Genomic DNA, 19,487 nt, shown 5'->3' on the forward strand with positions numbered 1-19,487 from the left:
AAGCCCTTTTTTATTACTTCATGAAGCGTAAAACTTATCTGAGGAAGAAACCTCTAGTAAATTATTCAGCTAACGTGGCCAGAACCACTTCATGGTGATCTTTAGTTTTGAATTTATTCAACACATGGCTGATTTTGCCATCAGTACCGACGATAAAACTTAAGCGATGAATGCCATCGTAAATTTTACCCATAAATTTTTTCTCTCCCCATACGCCAAAACCATCAGCAACCGCATGGTCTTCATCACTGAGTAACGTGAAGTTGAGTTGTTGTTTGTCGGCAAATTTGGCCAGTTTAGCCACAGGATCTGGGCTAATGCCGAATACTGTCACCTTCAAACCATCAAGTTGTGTTTTGATATCGCGCAGGCCTTGTGCTTGCACTGTGCAACCAGGAGTTGATGCTTTAGGGTAGAAATACACTAGCACAGGACCTTTAGACAAGGTGTCTTGCAGTGATACCGCTTCACCTGCTTGATTTTGCAGAGTAAAATTTGGTGCAGTATCACCAACGTTTAATGTGTTCATCATTGATCCTTTATCAGATAAATACAGATATTACGTTATCAGCACGTACAAGGTTCACATCAACGAGAGGTGAACTGAGTAGTTATGGCGCGGCAATACCCTGCATGCGCTTGATGCTGCACTCTAGAGACATAGACTCGGCCAGTTCATGAATACCTTGTTCAAGCTTCAATAGGTTGATTTTATCAGGGATATTGATTGCTAATAAAATAGACTGAGTTTTAAGACTATCATTGTCATCCGCATGGGAGCGCACAGCTGCTAAGTCGAGGCCTCTTTCGGCCAAAAACTGGGTAATGCTCTTCATGGTTCCGCGTTGGTCTTCACCATTGAATATCACTTCAATACGAGACACAAAGTTTTTTGGGGTATGTTTGGACGTTCGCTTCATGACCGTCATGAGTTCAAGTTCTACACTCAGCACAGGCAATAAGCTTTCAATTTTTGTTATAGCTGACCAGGAGCCAGATATCATCATAATTAGGGTAAATTCATTACCAAATAATGCCATACGACTGTCGACTATATCGCAATCACAATCACTTGCTAAACGCGCTAAACGACTCACTAATCCTGGGCGGTCTGCGCCCATTGCCGTAACGACCAGATAATTGGTCATGGATTTTCCTCACTTTTTGATATCTTAGAGCGAAAACTTATGCCGAAGCATGTCAGTTTTGGTGCGGGTGTTAATGCTATCATTTTTCACTAAAACACCTCAATATAGTAACCTATATCACTCACATAAATGTGATTATTTTTTAGCGCTATGGCTTCAAAGATGCTAGGTTACGCTGCATTAAATAGCATAAATGACTTATTTCAGATTATGGTTACCGTAGAGCTTGTCATTAGTGGTTGGCATCAGTAACATAGCGAATCCTGAAACCGTGGGGAAGATAGATGATAAACGGAAGCATCGTAGCCTTAATCACACCAATGAATAGTGATGGCACAGTAGATTATGCAAGTCTTGAAAGACTTGTTGAGTTCCATATTGAACAAGGTACTGATGCCATTGTCGCGGTCGGTACTACAGGCGAGTCTGCAACTCTGCCTATGACAGAGCATGCGGCTGTTGTCAGCCAAACTGTTAAGTTTGCATCAGGTCGTATTCCTGTGATTGGTGGTAATGGCGCCAATGCCACTGCAGAAGCGATTGAGTTAACCAAATCAATGCAAAAATCGGGTGTTGTTGCCATGCTTGGCGTGACTCCTTATTACAATAAACCGTCGCCTAAGGGATTAATTGCCCATTATACGGCGGTTGCTGCAAGTACTGATATTCCTCAAATTCTTTATAATGTACCAGGCCGTACTGCTGTTGATATGAAACCAGAAACTGTGGCTGAATTATCAAGTGTCAGTAATATTATTGGTGTAAAAGAAGCCACCGGTGATTTAAGCCGTGTTGCGCGTTTACGTGAACTTTGTGGTGAAGACTTTTTACTTTATAGCGGCGATGATGCCACAGCACGTGAGTTTTTATTGCTGGGCGGTAATGGCGTGATTTCAGTGGCAAATAATATTGTTCCACATGCGTTTAAAGCCATGTGTGATGCTGCATTAGCCAAAAATGCACAATTAGCTGAATCAATCGATCAACCATTAACGGGTATTTATCGCTCGTTATTTTGTGAAGCCAACCCAATTCCAGTGAAATGGGCTGTTCATCGAATGGGTTTGATAGCTAATGGTCATATTCGTTTACCTTTAACTGAACTTTCTGAGCAGTTTCATGGTCTGTTAATAGAAACAATGAAACAAGCTCATATTGAGGTAAAATAAATTCATGTTAAAGAAAGTCACTCCGTTACTCCTTGTTGCAGCTGTATCAGCTTGCAGTACGCCATTAGATCGCCGTCAGGCCAATGGTAATGATGATTTCGTTAATGCTGAAACTACGCCATTATTGACGATCCCACAGGGCTTGAATACGCCTACTTATAGCAAAGAATATGACATACCTGCTGTTGGTAATAACGTTAACAAGCAGCTTGTAGGCAAGAATCTTGATATCCGTGCGCCATTGCAAGTATTGCCAATGGCTGAAGGCACACACATCGAAGAAAGCAGTGATAGTATTCGTGTGGTGATTGAATCGATTGAAAGTACTACTGATTTAAAACAAGAAATTTTTGATGTCATTGATGGTTATCTAAGCAAAAATAACATCGCTGTTCGTAGCGAAGACCTTAGCGCTGGTTTTATTGAAACAGATTGGATTGAAAATGATGAAATCATTGAATCTAATTGGTGGGGCAGTGACAAGGTTTATCAACTGCGTCAGCGTTATCGTTACCAAGTTGATGTGAAACCACATGGCCGTTCTGGTTCTGTGTCGATTGATTTGGTTGAGCATCAAGAGTTTTACGATGATAAAGATCAGAAAATTTTATTAAGCGGTGAAGACAAACGTCGTTATACCACTGATATGCTAAATAATGCTATTGCTTATATGAGCATTAAACGTGATCAATCTATCCGTGCTGCACGAATTGAGCAAAGCCTTGGTATTAAAGTTGATTTAGTCACTAACGCTACTGAATCTGCTTATTGGTTAGCCGAAGCAAACTATAAGTCGGTATGGGATCGTTTACGCCTAGTATTACCGGAAATGGGTTTTGATGTTGTTGATACTGATAACAGCAAAGGCCTGTTTTATATTAATTTAGAAGAAAGCGGTGGTTTCTGGAGCTCTTTGTGGAGCGAAGAAAAATTGTCATTGAAAAAAGGCAATTATCGTTTACTGCTTAAAGAAACTGATGATGCTAATCAGACTAAAATATTACTGCATGATGTAGAAGACAAACCGTTATCGGATGAGTCTATTACCGAAGTGTACAAAATTATCTCTGATCTAATGCAAGAAGACCGTAAAGTCCGTTAAGGTTTATGGTTTGGTAATTAAGCAGGAAAGAGACGCATCGAGCGTCTCTTTTTATTTTGTTCATTTGTAAGTTACCATTTTTATTCGATTCAATAGGACGCTATTCAGCACCTATCAACCCAGTTTGAATTATCCATTTCAAGTAGTATCCCTAACATACAGGCTTTATTGTTGAGCAATAACAATATTAGGCAGTACAAATTTATAGCCGTTATCCCTGGCAACATATGCCCCGATTGAATCTGAAGCCAAACTCGATTTGTCACAGTATGTGTCGAACAGTTTGGATTTTCATTGTTTAAATATTCAAATAATGCGTATAAATAACCAAACATGCATAAATCACGCTAAAAATGTGAATAAAATGCATATTTACCAAGGGTGAACTATTTGTTTAATCTGTTCGTAATTTGTAAGCAAAAGTAAAACAACTTGATGTGGATTTATTGCTAAGTACAATCACATTAAATAGAAAATCATATATATAATTCATGCAACCTTTGATGGTTACGGACTCGAAATGAAAAAGATAATCGTACTGATCGCCATAGTGCTAGCTGCACTGTCGGCTTACTATTTACTGTCTCCTAAAGAAGCGATAGTTCAACGTCCAAGACCCATACCTAATGTTGTGGTTGCCAAGGTGGCGATTATGCCTATTCGTGATGAAGTCGAAGCATTGGGTACGGGTAAAGCCTATGAGTCTATTATCGTTACATCCAAAATCACTGAAATTGTCACTAGTATTAATTTCAACGATGGCGATTTAGTTGAAAAAGGGGCGTTATTAGTACAACTGAGAAATGATGAACATAAAGCAAAAGTAGCCGTAACCGAAATTAAGTTAGTTGAAAATCTACGTGAATTAGATCGTATTCGTACATTGGTCACCAGCAAAACGATTGCTGAATTAGAGCGTGACCGCTTACAAAGTTTAATTGATACCACTCGTGCAGAAGTTGCGCAGGCTAAAGCTGCGCTAGAAGACCGCGCAATTAAAGCACCATTTTCAGGTAAATTAGGTTTACGCCAAGTGAGTGTGGGTAGCTTAGTGACCCCAGGTGAGCAAATTAGTACCCTAGACGATGTGAGTAAAATTAAATTAGATTTTTCTGTGCCAGAGCGTTTTATTCAAGAATTACAACCAGGCAAACTCGTTGAAGCCAAAGCGGTTGCGTATCCCGACCAGATATTTAAAGGCGTTGTTACTTCGATTGATAGCCGCGTTAACCCAGATACTCGAGCGGTAGTGGTACGCGCGGTAATGCCTAATGATGATTTTAAGATACTGCCCGGCATGTTGATGAAAGTGCGCCTTATTAAGCAAAGTCGTGAAGCATTACTATTACCTGAAGCCGCAATTATTCCTATTCAAAATAAGCATTTTGTTTATGTAGTAAATGCTGAAAATGTTGTTGAACAGCAGCAGGTAACTTTAGGCAGCCGGACTCGTGGCTGGGTTGAAATAACCGACGGGCTTAAGGTTGATCAACAAGTGATTATTCGCGGTATTTTAAAAGTTCGACCAGGAGATAAAGTTCAAGTTGAGCAAGCAGAAAACTTTAAGTTTGCGCAAGTAGAAGGCATGGAGACGTCAGCATGATATTAACTGACTTATCGGTTAAACGGCCTGTTTTTGCATCTGTTATTAGTATCTTATTGATTGTTTTAGGCTTGGTATCATTCGATAAATTACCCTTGCGGGAATATCCAAATATCGATCCGCCAATTGTGTCGGTCGAGACTAGTTACCGTGGCGCCAGTGCTTCTGTGGTTGAAAGTCGAATCACTCAACTTATCGAAGATAGGATAAGTGGTGTTGAAGGCATTCGTCATATAAGTTCGTCAAGCAGTGATGGCCGTTCAAGCGTTACCATTGAATTTGATATTAATCGAGATATCGAAGCCGCGACCAATGATGTTCGTGATCGTATTTCAGGTTTATTAGAACAGCTTCCTGAAGAAGCTGATGCTCCCTCAATTTACAAAGCTAACGGCAGTGATGAAGTCATTATGTGGCTCAATTTGGTGTCCGACCAAATGGATATCTTGCAGCTGACTGATTACGCAAATCGTTATTTAGTGGATAGATTTTCAGTTATCGATGGCGTGTCAACGTTACGTTTAGGTGGCGGCAAAGTGTATGCGCTGCGAATTTGGATCGATCGCCAAGCATTAGCATCGCGCAACCTAACGGTATCTGATGTCGAAGCTGCATTACGTTCTGAAAACGTTGAGTTACCAGCGGGTTCTATTGAATCCAAAGAACGTCATTTTACCGTGCGTCTGGACAGGGTATTTAAAACGGCGGAAGATTTTTCTAACTTGGTGATCATGCAGGGCGATGATGGTTATTTAGTTAAATTAAGCGATGTTGCCAAGGTAGAAATCGGCTCCGAGGAAGAGCGGATTATTTTCCGAGGTAACAAAGAGGCAATGATTGGTTTAGGGGTCAGTAAGCAATCTACCGCTAACACCCTTGAAGTGGCACGCGCTGCTAATGCGTTGGTAGACAAACTTAACCCCACATTGCCAGCAGGCATGGAGATTAAACGCTCATACGACAGCTCGGTGTTTATTGAAGCTTCTATTGATGAGGTTTATCAAACACTGTTTATCGCCATGGTGTTAGTGATTATTGTTATTTACTTGTTTTTAGGCTCGGTGAGGGCGATGTTAATTCCAGCCATCACTGTGCCCGTATCCTTAATGGGGACGTTTATAGTGCTATATGCACTAGGGTATACCATCAACTTACTGACCCTATTAGCGATGATCCTGGCGATTGGTATGGTGGTTGATGATGCCATTGTGATGTTAGAGAATATTCATCGACGGATTGAAGAAGGTGATTCTCCGCTTAAAGCAGCCTTTCTAGGTGCGCGTGAAGTGGGTTTTGCCATCGTGGCAACGACTTTGGTACTGGTAGCTGTATTTATGCCTATTACCTTCTTAGAGGGCGATTTAGGCAAGCTGTTTAAAGAATTTGCGGTCACCATGAGTGCGGCTGTGATTTTTTCCAGTATTGTGGCGTTAACATTAAGCCCGATGATGTGCTCAAAGTTATTAAAGCCTGCAACACAAGATCCTTGGCTGGTTAAACAAATCGATAAAATGATGAGCAAGATATCGGGCTGGTATTTGATAAGCTTGCAAGCAGGGGTTAAGCGACCTGTATTAGTGTCATTAATCGTATTAATCTCGTTTGCATTAAGTGGTTTTTTATTGAATAAAATCCCTCAAGAATTTGCTCCACAAGAAGACCGTGGCTCGATGTTTTTAATGGTCAATGGACCTCAAGGTGCCAGCTTTGAATACATTGAAAAATACATGGATGAAGTTGAAGGCCGCTTAATGCCTCTGGTTGAAAGTGGCGATATTAAGCGCTTATTGATCCGCGCTCCTCGCGGCTTTGGCACCGCATCAGACTTTTCTAACGGTATGGCTATTATCGTTTTGGAAGATTGGGCTGAACGTCGCAGTGCCAATGAAATTATTGTCGATATCCGTAATCGTCTATCAGATTTAGCCGGTATTCGTGCATTCCCGATAATGCGCCAAGCCTTTGGTCGCGGTGTGGGTAAACCTGTGCAGTTTGTGATTGGTGGCCCAAGCTACGAAGAACTGGCTGATTGGCGTGACATTATGCTCGAGAAAGCCAAAGAAAATCATAAACTCATTGGTTTAGATCACGATTATCAAGAAACCAAGCCTCAGTTAAGAGTGGTGATTGACCGTGAACGTGCAGCAGATTTAGGGGTATCAATTGCGCATATTGGCCGAACATTAGAGTCGATGCTTGGATCGCGCTTGGTGACAACCTTTATGCGCGATGGTGAAGAGTATGATGTGATTGTCGAAGGTAATCGTGACAATCAAAGTACTGCTACGGATATGCAGAATCTTTACGTTCGTTCGGATCGTTCGCAAGAACTGATCCCGTTATCGAACTTAGTCTCGATTGAAGAGTTTGCCGATGCCAGCTCGTTAAATCGTTACAATCGTATGCGTGCTATTACCTTAGAGGCCAATTTGGCCGATGATTATACTCTGGGTGAAGCGTTAGATTATCTCAATGATCTTGCTACAACTTATTTGCCTGCAGAAGCGGTGATAAGTTATAAAGGGCCATCGTTAGATTACCAAGAGTCGGGTAACTCGATGAACTTTGTCTTTTTACTCGCATTAGGTATTGTATTTTTAGTGCTTGCAGCTCAGTTTGAAAGCTATATTCATCCTATGGTGATCATGTTAACCGTTCCGTTAGCAACGTTAGGGGCGTTAATTGGGTTATGGTTTACCGGCCAGAGTATTAATATTTACAGTCAAATTGGCATTATCATGCTGGTTGGTTTGGCGGCTAAAAACGGTATTTTAATCGTTGAGTTTGCCAATCAATTACGAGACCGTGGTGTTGAATTTCAACAAGCGATTTTGCAGGCTTCGACTCAACGATTACGACCTATTCTAATGACCGGTATTACGACTGCGGCAGGGGCTATTCCATTAGTGTTATCCAGTGGTGCAGGGGCTGAAACTCGTTTTGTTATTGGAGTCGTGGTGTTATCAGGCATTTTACTGGCAACCTTCTTTACCTTAATCGTTATTCCTGTTGCTTATAGCTTGTTTGCTCGTAATAGTAGCTCACCAGAAGCGGTCGCTAAGCAGTTAGAGATAGAGTTAAAAGAAGGCTAATCACGTTTAACATTGATTCGTAATCCTTGATTCGTAATCACTGATACAACCTGAAATCAGGATATATAAAAAAGCCAGTCATTGAAGTGACTGGCTTTTTTGTTTCAATTATTTACGAGGAGCAAACTTGGCTTTATCGAGGCATTTAAACTGAAAACGGAATGGCAGCGCTGGAGTTAATTACTAATGGAATAAGTATTATTATGCCGTTTCATCTAGCAGTGCAAAGTTCAAAGTGTAAAGTACCGTTTAGCCAACTACCTAAGGGCGCAGAATAAGGCAGGTCGCTGTAGCGGTAGCGAGTAACTTACCGGCTTCAGTGGTTAAAGTGCCTTCAGATATGCCTAACGATTTTGATAAGTTCATTAAGCTTCCCTTTGCGATTAGTCGCTGGTTTTGTGGCACAGGCCGAACCATTTTAATGTTCAAATCAATGGTTGAATAACTGACACCTGCAGGGAGTGATGAATGAACCGCGCAGGCTGTTACTGTGTCCATGATTGTCGCTGCAAAGCCACCGTGTACGCCGCCCATCGGGTTTAAATGACGATCATCTGCATGGGCTTCAAACGTTACTGCGCCTTCACTGACCTCGATAGCTTTCATCGGTATGGTTTGCGTTATTGACGGGGCAGGTATGTCGCCATTAAGCATGGCTTGCATCAGTTGTAATCCGGTGAGTTGTTTCATTATTATCCTTGAGCGATAGCATCAATTTTTAGCGATAAAAAAGGGTAAAGCTTTCGCTTTACCCTTTTTATTTTAGGTTTTAACCTAGCAGCTAGGCTGCTTTTTCTTGCTTAGCTTTAGGTGCTAGTTGCGCACGAAGCTCATCGGTATCGAAATCATCAACGTTAATTGATTTTAAGCGACCAATTTCAGCTCGTTCAAGTAAAGCGATTTCGCTGTCGCTTAACACACCAAGCGCTTTACCTTCAGCAGCAACTTTATCTAACCACATAAATGGCAGACGCTTACCCGCAGCTTTACAGACTTTGTCGTACAGTGGCTCTGCGGCAAGGATATCTTTAAACGTTTGTTCTTGGATACCTACAGCATTGAACTCAGATGCAGTCCAGAACTGGCCTTTACCTAAACGGTCACGACTAGCACAAGGAGTTTGCATTATCTTAGCCACTTTGTGATCTAATACATCACTAGGGCGCTTAATTGGACGACCGAATGGGAAGATAACGGCGCGAAGTGCAATGCCTAAACCCATTGGGAAGTTGTTCAGTAAGTCATCTAACGAATCTTGTAACTTGTACAACGAATCTTCAACAGCCCATTGAACTAAAGGTAAATCTTCAGTTAAACGACCATCATCTTCATAACGTTTTAGCGTTGCAGAAGTCAGGTATAGCTGGCTCAATAAATCACCTAAACGAGCAGAAATACGTTCTTTACGTTTTAGGTTTCCACCCAGTGTAGCCATCGCTAAGTCAGATAATAATGCTAAGTTAGCACTGAAACGGTTCATCTGTTGATAGTAACGCTTGGTTTTATCTGAGTAAGGGCTATTCGAGAAACGAGATGAGGTTATGCCCATCCAGAAGCTACGAATGAAGTTAGACGTTGCAAAGCCAATATGACCAAAGATAGCCGCGTCGAAGTTAGCTAAACCACGATTTGCATCAGTATCAAAAGCTGACTCCATTTCGGCCAATACATACGGATGACAGCGAATTGCGCCTTGTCCATAAATGATCATTGAGCGAGTTAGAATATTTGCACCTTCTACAGTAATCGCAATCGGTGCAGCTTGATAGCCACGGCCTAAGTAGTTATTCGGCCCTAGACACACACCTTTACCACCGTGTATGTCCATTGCATCAATGATACATTTTTGCATTCTATCGGTTAAATGGAATTTAACGATAGCTGAAACAACCGATGGCTTTTCGCCTAAATCGATAGCAGTAGTGGTTAACGTCGCCACCGCATCCATAAGGTAAGCATTACCGCCTATACGTGCCATAGGCTCTTCGATGCCTTCTAACTTACCGATAGGTAATTTAAATTGACGACGAATACGTGCATAAGCACCCGTAGCAATAGCGGCCGTTTTCACGCCACCAGCTGAGTTTGACGGTAAGGTAATACCACGACCTACAGATAGACACTCAACCAACATTCTCCAACCTTGGCCGGCCATTTCTGGGCCACCAATAATGAAGCTTAGTGGTACGAACACTTCGTTACCGCGTGTTGGACCATTTTGGAACATACAGTTCAATGGGAAATGACGACGTCCGGTTTCAACACCTGGAATGTCAGTAGGGATAAGTGCACAAGTAATGCCTAGTTCTTCTTTATCACCTAATAAGTGATCAGGGTCGCGTAGTTTAAACGCTAGACCAAGTACAGTAGCAACAGGTGCTAAAGTAATGTAGCGCTTGTTCCACGTTAGCTTCATACCAAGAACTTCTTCGCCTTGGAATTCACCTCTACATACCACGCCGAAATCTGGGATTGAGCCAGCATCACTGCCTGCTTCAGGGCTAGTAAGTGCAAAACATGGCACTTCTAAACCTTGAGCTAAACGAGGTAGATAATGATCTTGCTGCTCTTTAGTACCATAGTGCTGTAATAACTCACCAGGGCCTAACGAGTTAGGAACACCCACTGTTGAGGCAAGTTCGCTACTCACACCAGCAAGTTTCTGTAATACACAAGATTGAGCATAAGCAGAATATTCTAAACCGCCATACTTCTTCTTAATGATCATCGCGAAGAAACCGTTATCTTTTAAGAATTGCCATACATCTTGTGGCAAGTCACCTAGCACATGCGACACTTCGTGTTGATTGAGCATTTTACATACTTCTTCAACCGGTCCGTCTATGAATGCTTGCTCATCAGCAGTTAAACGCGCTTTAGGATAGTTGTGTAATTTGCTCCAGTTAGGGTTACCTGCAAATAAATCTGCTTCCCACCACGTTGTACCTGCTTCAATGGCTTCTTTTTCAGTAGAAGACATCTCTGGCATGATACCGCGATACACTTTTATCAGTGGACGACTGATAAAATTCTGTCTGAATGATTTGATGTTTAGTGGCAGTGCAATGACAAGGAAAACAATCCATGTTATTACACTAATAATGTCCAAAGTGCTACCGACAACTAACACAATCGCCGCAGCAATTGTTGTAGATAATAACGATACCCGCAGGTATGCCATGGCGCCGAGCACAAAGATCATCGCGATGATCCAAAGTAGGGTGGTCAATGTACTTCTCCTTAAAGCTATTTATGTAGACAAAATAGCTTATTTATTATTGATCTCATTCACAAGAATGAACGTGGTCAGACCTGTGTCACGTAAAAGTTAACCTTATGGGGCCTCGAATACAAGTGTTTTTCAAACAATTGTTTAAATATTTGTGTGTCTGAAATGTTCCACTCAATTAGCTTAGTAGTTACAATACGTTCTTCAAAAGTGTTTAGCTCAATATAGCAACATAAAAGGCAAGGCTAATGTGTGAATTACTGGCGATGAGTGCCAATGTGCCAACGGATATTGTTTTTAGTTTTACCGGCTTAGCTGAACGCGGTGGCGTTACTGGTCCTCATGTTGATGGCTGGGGAATTACTTTCTATGAAGGTAAAGGTAACCGTACTTTTAAAGATGCTTGTCCTAGCAGTAAGTCACATATTGCCGAACTTATTAAGTCATATCCGATTAAAAGTGAAATCGTGATAAGTCATATTCGCCAAGCTAATCGAGGTTGTGTTTCCTTAGTCAATACTCACCCATTTAGTCGTGAGCTATGGGGCCGTTATTGGACTTATGCGCACAATGGCCAATTAACCGATTATCAATCCACTTTTTCAGTGTCACGTTTTCAGCCTGTTGGCGATACTGACAGTGAACTGGCTTTTTGCTGGATATTGGAATCAGTGGTTAATAAGTTTGGCGAGTATGAACCTGAAAACATGAATGAAGTGTTTCAGTATATAAGCCTGCTCGCAGATGAAATAAGACAATTAGGTGTGTTTAATATGTTGTTGAGCAATGGCATAGACTTAATGACCTATTGCACTAACAACCTATGTCACATCACTCGCCGTGCTCCATTTGGACAAGCTACCTTGATTGATACCAATGTAGTTATCGATTTTAGTCAAGAAACCACGCCAAATGACGTGGTGACTGTGATTGCGACTAGACCATTAACCAATAATGAAAATTGGGTTGTTTTACAACCAGGTGAGTGGAAGTTATTCCGTAAAGGCGAGTTAATCAACAGCTAGCTGTTTTATTTCATCTAATTCAGACTCACTAATGCCAGCTTGATTTTCAGCTTCAGAGACTAGTTCATCCACAGTAGTTGAAGCTTCAGGCTTAGGACCGTCGATGACGACGGGCGTCATGGGAGGCAATGGTTTTTCGAATTGGTAGCTGGCTAGCTGAATATCGAGCTGTTTGCTGCCTTTTGAAAAGTGGCTTAAACGAACGGGTAGATAAGCTAAATCAGGCGCCATCCAGAAAAATGTTTGTCTTTTGGTACTGTCACGCACCACTTCAACTTTGACGGTATCGTAAGTACCACTTTTTATGGTGACTTTTTCTTTGCCTATGACTCTAAATTGATAGTCATCGACTTCTTTTTCTTTAACCATTTTATAATCTAATGGTCGTATGTTGGCTGCTAGATCCATTCTGAATTGTAATTGAACCATTAACGGATCAAACACCTTTTCTTCATATGGTAGCTTTAATGCTTCTTGCTTATAAATGGTATGAATAAATTTCTGTGCTTTAGCAAAAGCAGTCTGTTCAGTGTAATCACTGCCAGTACCAGTGCGTTCTTGTATGTATCGAAATGGGACTAATTTACCATTTTCAAGGGTGAATTCGCTGGTAAGATGACGTTGATCAGACAGCATTAATAAACTGACATCGCTGTCGAAATGATAGCTGTAAAAACCGCTGTCGGTAGCGGGTAAACGATAATTTGCTTCACCTAGTTCGAAGCTGCCATAAAACACATTATATTTAGCACTGTGGGCTGTTAATGGCGATAAGATAGCAGCTTGTTGGATTGCATCTAATGAAGCCGGGACATTAATTTGCTCGAGTTTTTCTGCAATCACAGCCGTTTCTGACACAGCCAATTTAGCCGTAGACTCAGTATCTGCAGTGAGTTGTTGAATGTCAGTTGCCTGTGCGAAAAACACCGGACAGGTGGACAACATCAGAGTGAATAAGCGAGTTAATTTATTGACCAATGTATAATTACCTTAAAGTTTAGAATTCTGAATAAGCTAAGATTAAAATGGTAATGTCATTACCAGGGTGGCTAGATCGGGTTTCCATTGATATTGAGACAACGAAACCTTGCCTATGTTCACTGTGATACCTTCTAATCTTAATAATTCTTGCTGTGTTTGAAAAGGTTCGGTATTTTTTGCAAAGGAAATCTTACCTTGACTATTGATAACCCTATGCCATGGGAGCCCAAGTGTTTCAGGCGCTAATTTCAATGCTCTAGAGACATAACGTGCTCGACCAGGTAACCCTGCTAAATCAGCAACAATTCCATAAGGTAGCACAGTGCCTTGAGGGATAATATTTACAATAAACCATATTCGCTCCATTGGCGTCAGTTTAGTCATGTGCTCCCATATAACGTCTTCAAGCAGAGTTTAGTGGTGTATTAGCAACAGATAATAGAAAAATTGCGGCCATAGTACAACCGTAATTTTATGAGATATGATTTTACGTTTAACAGTTATAAAACGGTGAGATAAATACATAAAAAATGGCTGAATGCGCCACCAAGTACAAAAAAATGCCAAATGGCATGATTAAACGGAATGCGTTTTCCAACATAAAAAATCACCCCTAGACTATAAAATAAACCGCCAGCAAGCAGTAAGCTTAAGCCTAAATCGCTCATGTGAGTTTTTAAATCGCCCATTACAGTGACGCATAACCAACCCATTACTAAATAAAGCACTACGCTAAATGCTTTAAAGCGACCGATAAACAATGTTTTAAAGATAACCCCGCCCAAAGCTAAAGACCAAATAGCAGTAAGTACCACCGTGGCTTGTGTGCTTTGTAAACTGATTAGCATCATTGGCGTGTAGGTGCCGGCAATTAACGTGTAAATAGCACAGTGATCTGCCATTTTATAGCGTTTACGCCACAGTGCACTTTTACTTGAGTGATATAATGTAGAGGCAAGAAACAATGCGATTATGCTAATGCCATAAATTGCCACACCAGTAATTTGCACTAAGGTTAAATGATCGGGGGCTTTTATCAGCATTAACATTAAGCCGATGATGCCAGCAATAACACCTAATGCATGTGAAAGGGCATTAGCTTTTTCTTCTGCTTGGCAGTAATCTGATCCGCTCGATACCGCAACTGTTTGCTGAGATGCCAAAGTGTTTGATAATGAATTCATAATATCCTGTAAATCACGCTGATTGGATTTTGAGCAAGGTTAGTCTATCAGCCTCAAAACCAAATAGCTATATTTAGGTGAACACGTGTAAGCTGAAAATATTGTCCACATTTGGGTTACTGATAATTTTATTTTAACGTTTGATTGGGTAAACGTTTATTAATCCAATTCAAACATTAACAGCACAAATAAGGTGCTACTCAATGACGTTGTTGACGTTATACTTAGCCCATCATTCTTGGTGAATTAGTCTTTATGTCTGAAAAAAAACCACAGTCCAGTTCGCTTCAATCTGCGATAACCAATAGCGCTGATCCACGTTGGGATAACAAACTATCACAGCAAGTTGATAGTGCGAGTATTGACAGTGCGAGTATTGAATTTGATAAAGGCGTGACACCTTTTGTTGAGACAGAAGATGAAGTGGTAGATGAAAAACAATTACAACATCATCAACAACAAGTCGCTGATGAAATTCAGTTGCAGTTAACTGGCGCGATGGGATCCGTATCAGATAATAGTGAATTTTTATTGCAGCCCAATCAACCAATCATTAGTGGCAATGCTTGGCAACGTTTTGTGGCTTCAGTGAGTAACAGTCGTTACACCACATTGGTCGTGATTTTAATACATGTGTTCGTTATCACTATCGCGTTGATATTTGGTCGAGTTGATATTAGTGGTATGACAGAAGTCCCGGTGACTGATGAACAGACAACAAAACCATTACCTCCGTTAAAAAGTTATCTTATTACTCAAGCTGAATACGATAAGTTAGTTGAACGAGCTCAATCAAATGCAGTAATCCAAGATACTGAATCTGAATCAGAAAAAGTTCCTGAATCAGGGATGTCTAAGGAAATGGATGGGCCAGAGATTGAGTCTGAGTCAGCAGAGCCTATAATAAATTAATTGCATATACTGTTTGTCCAGTATGTGCAATCAGTATGCGCAATCAGCGTTAAAATAAACACCGTTTGCGTGTAGCGTTAAGGTAAATTGTGGTATTTAAAGCGGTGGGCAATCGTTGACCAGCATAACGCACACAAGATGCCACAAATGAGACCCACCAGATGTGATTCAGTGGCAACTCTGGCATTAATTAACTGGGTGATACTGTTTGTCGCGCCAAATATCTGCTCGTATCCAACCTTAATGATCACACCAAGCAACAGTAAATAACCTGAACGGTAACCCTTGTGGATATCCATTACCGCACCAAAAGCAAATAATCCATGCAACAAACCACTTAACCCAACATAGGCTTTTAAACTAGGATAAAACAAATATAAACCAATACCTTCCAAGATACACAAACTGATAAACAGCAATGTAAATTTGCCTGGATGACGCTTGTAATGGACTTCATGTAAAAACACAATTACCCATAATCCTGCCAAATTCATCAGTAAATGCCATAAATTAGTATGTAACAGGTTACCGGTGATTAATCGCCATATTTGTCCATCAGTAATGGCGTCATATTGATAACTTAAATACTGATCAATGGGCAAAAATGCAGGCGTTGGTATATCTGCCGCAAAAAGCCCAATACAAATAAGGCTGATGGCAACGACAAAGTGATAAAGTCCAACAGTGTTTGATTTATGATTTAGCAAAATATCCTCTTTTCGCACCGTCAAAACAAGCCAATTTAATTTATCTAAAGATACTAAATTAACTGTAGCGCAAAATTAACGCATGGCGTTAACCTGTGTGCCTGTAGGTGTCGTCCTCAAAATTGCGCTGCCGCCGAGTTGCATTAATCCGTTGCGGTTAGTGACAGCAAGTTATCGATACTATTATAGCTTACTGTTTAATGAGTCCATCACTGATTGACTATTTTGCAAGTAATCATCTAGGCCACGTTGACGTAAGACACAAGCGGGGCAATCACCACAACCTTTACCAATAATGCCGTTATAGCAAGTTAACGTTTGATGTTGCACTAAAGCTAATTGCTGATATTTATCAGCCAGCGCCCAGGTTTCAGCTTTATTAAGCCACATTAATGGAGTAATTATCTTGAGGGGTTTATCCATTCCTAGCGCTAATGAGTTTTGCATTGATTGAACAAATTCATTACGACAATCTGGATAGCCAGAAAAGTCGGTCTCACACACGCCTGTAATAATAGCATCGCAACCCAATTGATAAGCGTAGATGCCTGCTAAGGTTAAAAATAAAATATTACGTCCAGGCACAAAAGTATTCGGCAAGCCATTATTCATCAACTCATGTGATACCGGTATAGCATCACGTGTTAATGCTGAAATGGCTAACTCGTTTAATAAGGTGGTGTCCATGACTTTATGGCTAGCTAGTTTCAACTCTGTTGCTAAAGATTTTGCCACTTCGATTTCTTGACGATGGCGTTGACCATAATCAAATGTGATCCCATGCACTTCATCATATTGAGATAAAGCCTGGATAAGGCAAGTAGTTGAATCTTGACCTCCACTGAAAACAACAAGGGCTTTAGTTGGGGTGTTTTGCTTTGCATCTGACATGGATATACTCTTAACGTACTGAACTGACTCGTAAGATCGGTGTGATCAACGCCTAGTGGTTCAGGTAAATAGAACTGATATGTTACCTAAGCCAGACCCAACTGCAAAGCTGTAGGTGTAAATACTTGCAGCTAACGCTAAAATACTCTATAAATGCCGCCCCGTTATAAGCCAGGTAGCCAATACTTGTCAGCAGAAGTAAGGTAAACAATGAAATATCCCGTAAACGAAGTATTTGAAACAATACAAGGTGAGGGCACATATACTGGTGTTCCTGCACTGTTCGTTCGCTTGCAGGGTTGTCCTGTAGGTTGTGCATGGTGTGATACTAAGCAAACGTGGGATGTGTTACCCGAAAATAAAGTGACTGCCGAGCAAGTGATTCAAGTTGATGGCACTATCGGCAGATGGGCTGATCATACTGGTCACACATTAGTGCAAGCATTCCAAGATAAAGGCTTTACTGCTAAGCACATTGTGCTAACCGGTGGTGAGCCGTGTTTGTACGATTTAACAGAATTAACCTCGATTTTTATTGAGGCTGGTTATCAGGTACAAATAGAAACCAGTGGTACTTTTGAGGTGAAATGTCATACAGATGTTTGGGTGACTGTATCACCTAAAATCAATATGAAAGGTGGCTACAAGGTACTCGAACAAGCATTAAATCGTGCTAATGAAATTAAGCATCCGATCGCCACCGAACACCATATTGAAGAGTTAGATGAATTATTGCTGAATATTGATGTCACTGATAAAACTATTTGCTTACAACCTATTAGCCAAAAGGCGCGCGCAACAGAACTTGCCATGAAGGTGTGTATTAGCCGTAACTGGCGTTTATCGATTCAAACCCATAAGTATTTGAATATAGACTAAAGTGTTTCTTAGTGAAAATTAAGACTATATCCAGTGGTGAAACGAAAAAGCCGTTGAATCAATATTCAACGGCTTTTTCTTTTCAACAGGTTAACCAAGTAAACCAGATTCATTAAACGCAATGAGTTTTTCTCGGTAGTGTTCGAAACAGCCTATATTGTCTTCTATCCATTGCGGGTTGTAATAGGTATCGAGATAGCGCTCACCCGCATCACAAATTAAGGTCACAATGGAGCCTGTTTGATCTTCATTACGCATTTGTGTTGCCAGCAACATCGCCCCATATAAGTTGGTGCCAGTAGATGCACCCGTTTTACGCCCTATGAGTTGTTCTAACCACTGAATCGTTGCGATAGAGGCGGCATCAGGGATCTTAATCATGCAGTCAACAACACCAGCAATAAATGACGGTTCAACACGTGGCCGGCCAATTCCTTCAATTTTACTGCTCTTATCGCTAATAATGCTCGCATCACCACTGTGAAAGTAATCGTAGAATACCGAGTTTTCCGGATCGACTACGCACAGTTGCGTTTGTTGCTGTTGATAACGAATATAGCGACCAATAGTTGCGCTAGTGCCACCGGTACCTGGGCTCATGACAATCCAACTTGGAATAGGATGAGGCTCTTTTTCCATTTGGTTAAAGATTGAATCAGCAATATTGTTATTACCCCGCCAATCGGTGGCGCGTTCAGCATAAGTGAATTGGTCCATATAATGGCCTTGCAACTCAGAGGCTAATCTTTCTGATTCAGCATACATTTGACTGCCATTATCGACAAAGTGACATCGTGCACCGTAAAACTCTATTTGTTGAATCTTCTTTTTCGCGGTCGTTTTTGGCATGACAGCGATAAACGGTAATCCAAGTAATCTTGCAAAATAGGCTTCAGAAACAGCGGTACTGCCAGATGATGATTCAATAATGGGCGTGTCTTTTTTTATCCAGCCATTACATAACGCATATAGAAACAGTGATCGAGCTAAGCGATGTTTCAAGCTACCTGTTGGATGAGTACTTTCATCTTTTAAATAAATGTCTATTCCAACAAGTTGTGGAAGATCTAATTTTATTAGATGGGTGTCTGCAGACCGTTGAAAATCGGCTTCTATTTTTGCGATGGCCTGATTGACCCAAGTAGATGACATGCAATGATACTCGTTATTCCAAAAAGGAATAAATAATAACTAAAATATAAAGTTAAGAGTAGTGTTTATCGACATAAGCAAACATATTTAATTAAAAATAGCAGACGAAAGACAGTACCGGAGAATCAACAGATGACAGGAGGAATGATTCTAGCACTTGAACTGATGGTGTTTTTATTGTTATCTGGATTAAAATAAATTAACAATCACAAAATGTAAAATGGTGGAGGGAGAAGGATTCGAACCTTCGAAGGCTGAGCCGTCAGATTTACAGTCTGATCCCTTTGGCCACTCGGGAACCCCTCCACAGCAAGATAAATAGGAATAAAAGAAAGATGGTGGAGGGAGAAGGATTCGAACCTTCGAAGGCTGAGCCGTCAGATTTACAGTCTGATCCCTTTGGCCACTCGGGA

Annotated in this window: 17 protein-coding genes and 1 tRNA gene; 7 read left to right on the plus strand and 11 right to left on the minus strand. The window is 40.9% G+C overall.

All coding sequences use genetic code 11. The features are described 5' to 3' along the window. Nucleotides 1–61: 61 nt before the first annotated feature. On the minus strand, nt 62–529 hold the full coding sequence (gene bcp, locus AAEY94_RS16270) for a thioredoxin-dependent thiol peroxidase (protein ID WP_162023017.1): 468 nt from the start codon (nt 527–529) through the stop codon (nt 62–64). Between the two features lie 82 nt (nt 530–611). Next, nucleotides 612–1,148, minus strand: a complete 537-nt coding sequence (locus AAEY94_RS16275; protein WP_101088416.1) for a glycine cleavage system transcriptional repressor — start codon at nt 1,146–1,148, stop codon at nt 612–614. Between the two features lie 284 nt (nt 1,149–1,432). Here AAEY94_RS16275 and dapA point away from each other — a divergent pair, with 284 nt between their 5' ends. The 4 genes from dapA (at nt 1,433) to AAEY94_RS16295 (ending at nt 8,114) form a co-directional block, all read left to right on the plus strand. Beyond that, nucleotides 1,433–2,317, plus strand: coding sequence for a 4-hydroxy-tetrahydrodipicolinate synthase (gene dapA / locus AAEY94_RS16280; RefSeq protein WP_101088415.1), 885 nt, complete (start codon nt 1,433–1,435; stop codon nt 2,315–2,317). Nucleotides 2,318–2,321: 4 nt separating this feature from the next. Next, entirely contained in the window at nt 2,322–3,419 is a 1,098-nt protein-coding gene (gene bamC / locus AAEY94_RS16285; protein WP_101088414.1) for an NlpB/DapX family lipoprotein, read from the plus strand. 520 nt (nt 3,420–3,939) lie between these two features. Continuing rightward, complete coding sequence (locus tag AAEY94_RS16290; RefSeq protein WP_101088413.1) at nt 3,940–5,022, plus strand: efflux RND transporter periplasmic adaptor subunit; 1,083 nt, start codon at nt 3,940–3,942, stop codon at nt 5,020–5,022. Beyond that, nucleotides 5,019–8,114, plus strand: coding sequence for an efflux RND transporter permease subunit (locus AAEY94_RS16295; protein WP_162023019.1), 3,096 nt, complete (start codon nt 5,019–5,021; stop codon nt 8,112–8,114). Before AAEY94_RS16290 ends, AAEY94_RS16295 begins: the two co-directional genes overlap by 4 nt. A gap of 261 nt (nt 8,115–8,375) precedes the next feature. On the opposite strand, the gene AAEY94_RS16300 is transcribed toward AAEY94_RS16295, so the two are convergent. Together AAEY94_RS16300 and fadE are read right to left on the minus strand one after the other, a co-directional pair. Continuing rightward, the gene (locus AAEY94_RS16300; RefSeq protein ID WP_350979266.1) at nt 8,376–8,810 is read right to left on the minus strand and encodes a PaaI family thioesterase; all 435 of its coding nucleotides are present in this window, start codon (nt 8,808–8,810) and stop codon (nt 8,376–8,378) included. 85 nt (nt 8,811–8,895) lie between these two features. Then, on the minus strand, nt 8,896–11,343 hold the full coding sequence (fadE, locus tag AAEY94_RS16305) for an acyl-CoA dehydrogenase FadE (protein ID WP_101088410.1): 2,448 nt from the start codon (nt 11,341–11,343) through the stop codon (nt 8,896–8,898). 248 nt (nt 11,344–11,591) lie between these two features. On the opposite strand from fadE, the gene AAEY94_RS16310 reads away from it, so the two are divergent. Beyond that, nucleotides 11,592–12,368 carry a class II glutamine amidotransferase gene (locus AAEY94_RS16310; RefSeq protein WP_101088409.1) on the plus strand — a complete coding sequence of 259 codons (777 nt, stop codon included), beginning with the start codon at nt 11,592–11,594 and terminating at the stop codon, nt 12,366–12,368. On the opposite strand, the gene AAEY94_RS16315 is transcribed toward AAEY94_RS16310, so the two are convergent. The 3 genes from AAEY94_RS16315 to trhA form a co-directional block, all read right to left on the minus strand. Further along, nucleotides 12,354–13,313 carry a DUF3108 domain-containing protein gene (locus AAEY94_RS16315; protein WP_182744338.1) on the minus strand — a complete coding sequence of 320 codons (960 nt, stop codon included), beginning with the start codon at nt 13,311–13,313 and terminating at the stop codon, nt 12,354–12,356. The genes AAEY94_RS16310 and AAEY94_RS16315 overlap by 15 nt on opposite strands. Before the next feature lie 75 nt (nt 13,314–13,388). Next, nucleotides 13,389–13,733 carry an MGMT family protein gene (locus AAEY94_RS16320; protein WP_101088408.1) on the minus strand — a complete coding sequence of 115 codons (345 nt, stop codon included), beginning with the start codon at nt 13,731–13,733 and terminating at the stop codon, nt 13,389–13,391. A 116-nt stretch (nt 13,734–13,849) separates the two neighbouring features. Further along, complete coding sequence (gene trhA / locus AAEY94_RS16325; RefSeq protein ID WP_101088407.1) at nt 13,850–14,533, minus strand: PAQR family membrane homeostasis protein TrhA; 684 nt, start codon at nt 14,531–14,533, stop codon at nt 13,850–13,852. A 255-nt stretch (nt 14,534–14,788) separates the two neighbouring features. Here trhA and AAEY94_RS16330 point away from each other — a divergent pair, with 255 nt between their 5' ends. Next, nucleotides 14,789–15,445 carry a hypothetical protein gene (locus AAEY94_RS16330; RefSeq protein WP_350979262.1) on the plus strand — a complete coding sequence of 219 codons (657 nt, stop codon included), beginning with the start codon at nt 14,789–14,791 and terminating at the stop codon, nt 15,443–15,445. Between the two features lie 77 nt (nt 15,446–15,522). Here the strand turns inward: AAEY94_RS16330 and rrtA are convergent, their stop codons facing one another. Then, nucleotides 15,523–16,152: a rhombosortase gene (rrtA, locus tag AAEY94_RS16335; RefSeq protein WP_101088405.1), complete on the minus strand. Its 630-nt coding sequence runs from the start codon at nt 16,150–16,152 to the stop codon at nt 15,523–15,525. 183 nt (nt 16,153–16,335) lie between these two features. Further along, nucleotides 16,336–17,043 (minus strand): 7-cyano-7-deazaguanine synthase QueC, encoded by a 708-nt coding sequence (gene queC / locus AAEY94_RS16340; protein ID WP_162023023.1) that lies wholly within the window; start codon nt 17,041–17,043, stop codon nt 16,336–16,338. A 210-nt stretch (nt 17,044–17,253) separates the two neighbouring features. Here queC and queE point away from each other — a divergent pair, with 210 nt between their 5' ends. Continuing rightward, nucleotides 17,254–17,922 carry a 7-carboxy-7-deazaguanine synthase QueE gene (queE, locus tag AAEY94_RS16345; RefSeq protein ID WP_350979263.1) on the plus strand — a complete coding sequence of 223 codons (669 nt, stop codon included), beginning with the start codon at nt 17,254–17,256 and terminating at the stop codon, nt 17,920–17,922. Between the two features lie 90 nt (nt 17,923–18,012). On the opposite strand, the gene AAEY94_RS16350 is transcribed toward queE, so the two are convergent. Further along, a complete protein-coding gene (locus tag AAEY94_RS16350; RefSeq protein WP_350979264.1) occupies nt 18,013–19,074 on the minus strand; it encodes a PLP-dependent cysteine synthase family protein in 1,062 nt (353 codons plus the stop codon). A 221-nt stretch (nt 19,075–19,295) separates the two neighbouring features. Further along, nucleotides 19,296–19,380: transfer RNA gene (locus AAEY94_RS16355), tRNA-Tyr, on the minus strand. Nucleotides 19,381–19,487 lie beyond the last annotated feature (107 nt).

The organism is Shewanella sp. AC34-MNA-CIBAN-0136 (assembly GCF_040309945.1).
Lineage (GTDB): Bacteria > Pseudomonadota > Gammaproteobacteria > Enterobacterales > Shewanellaceae > Shewanella.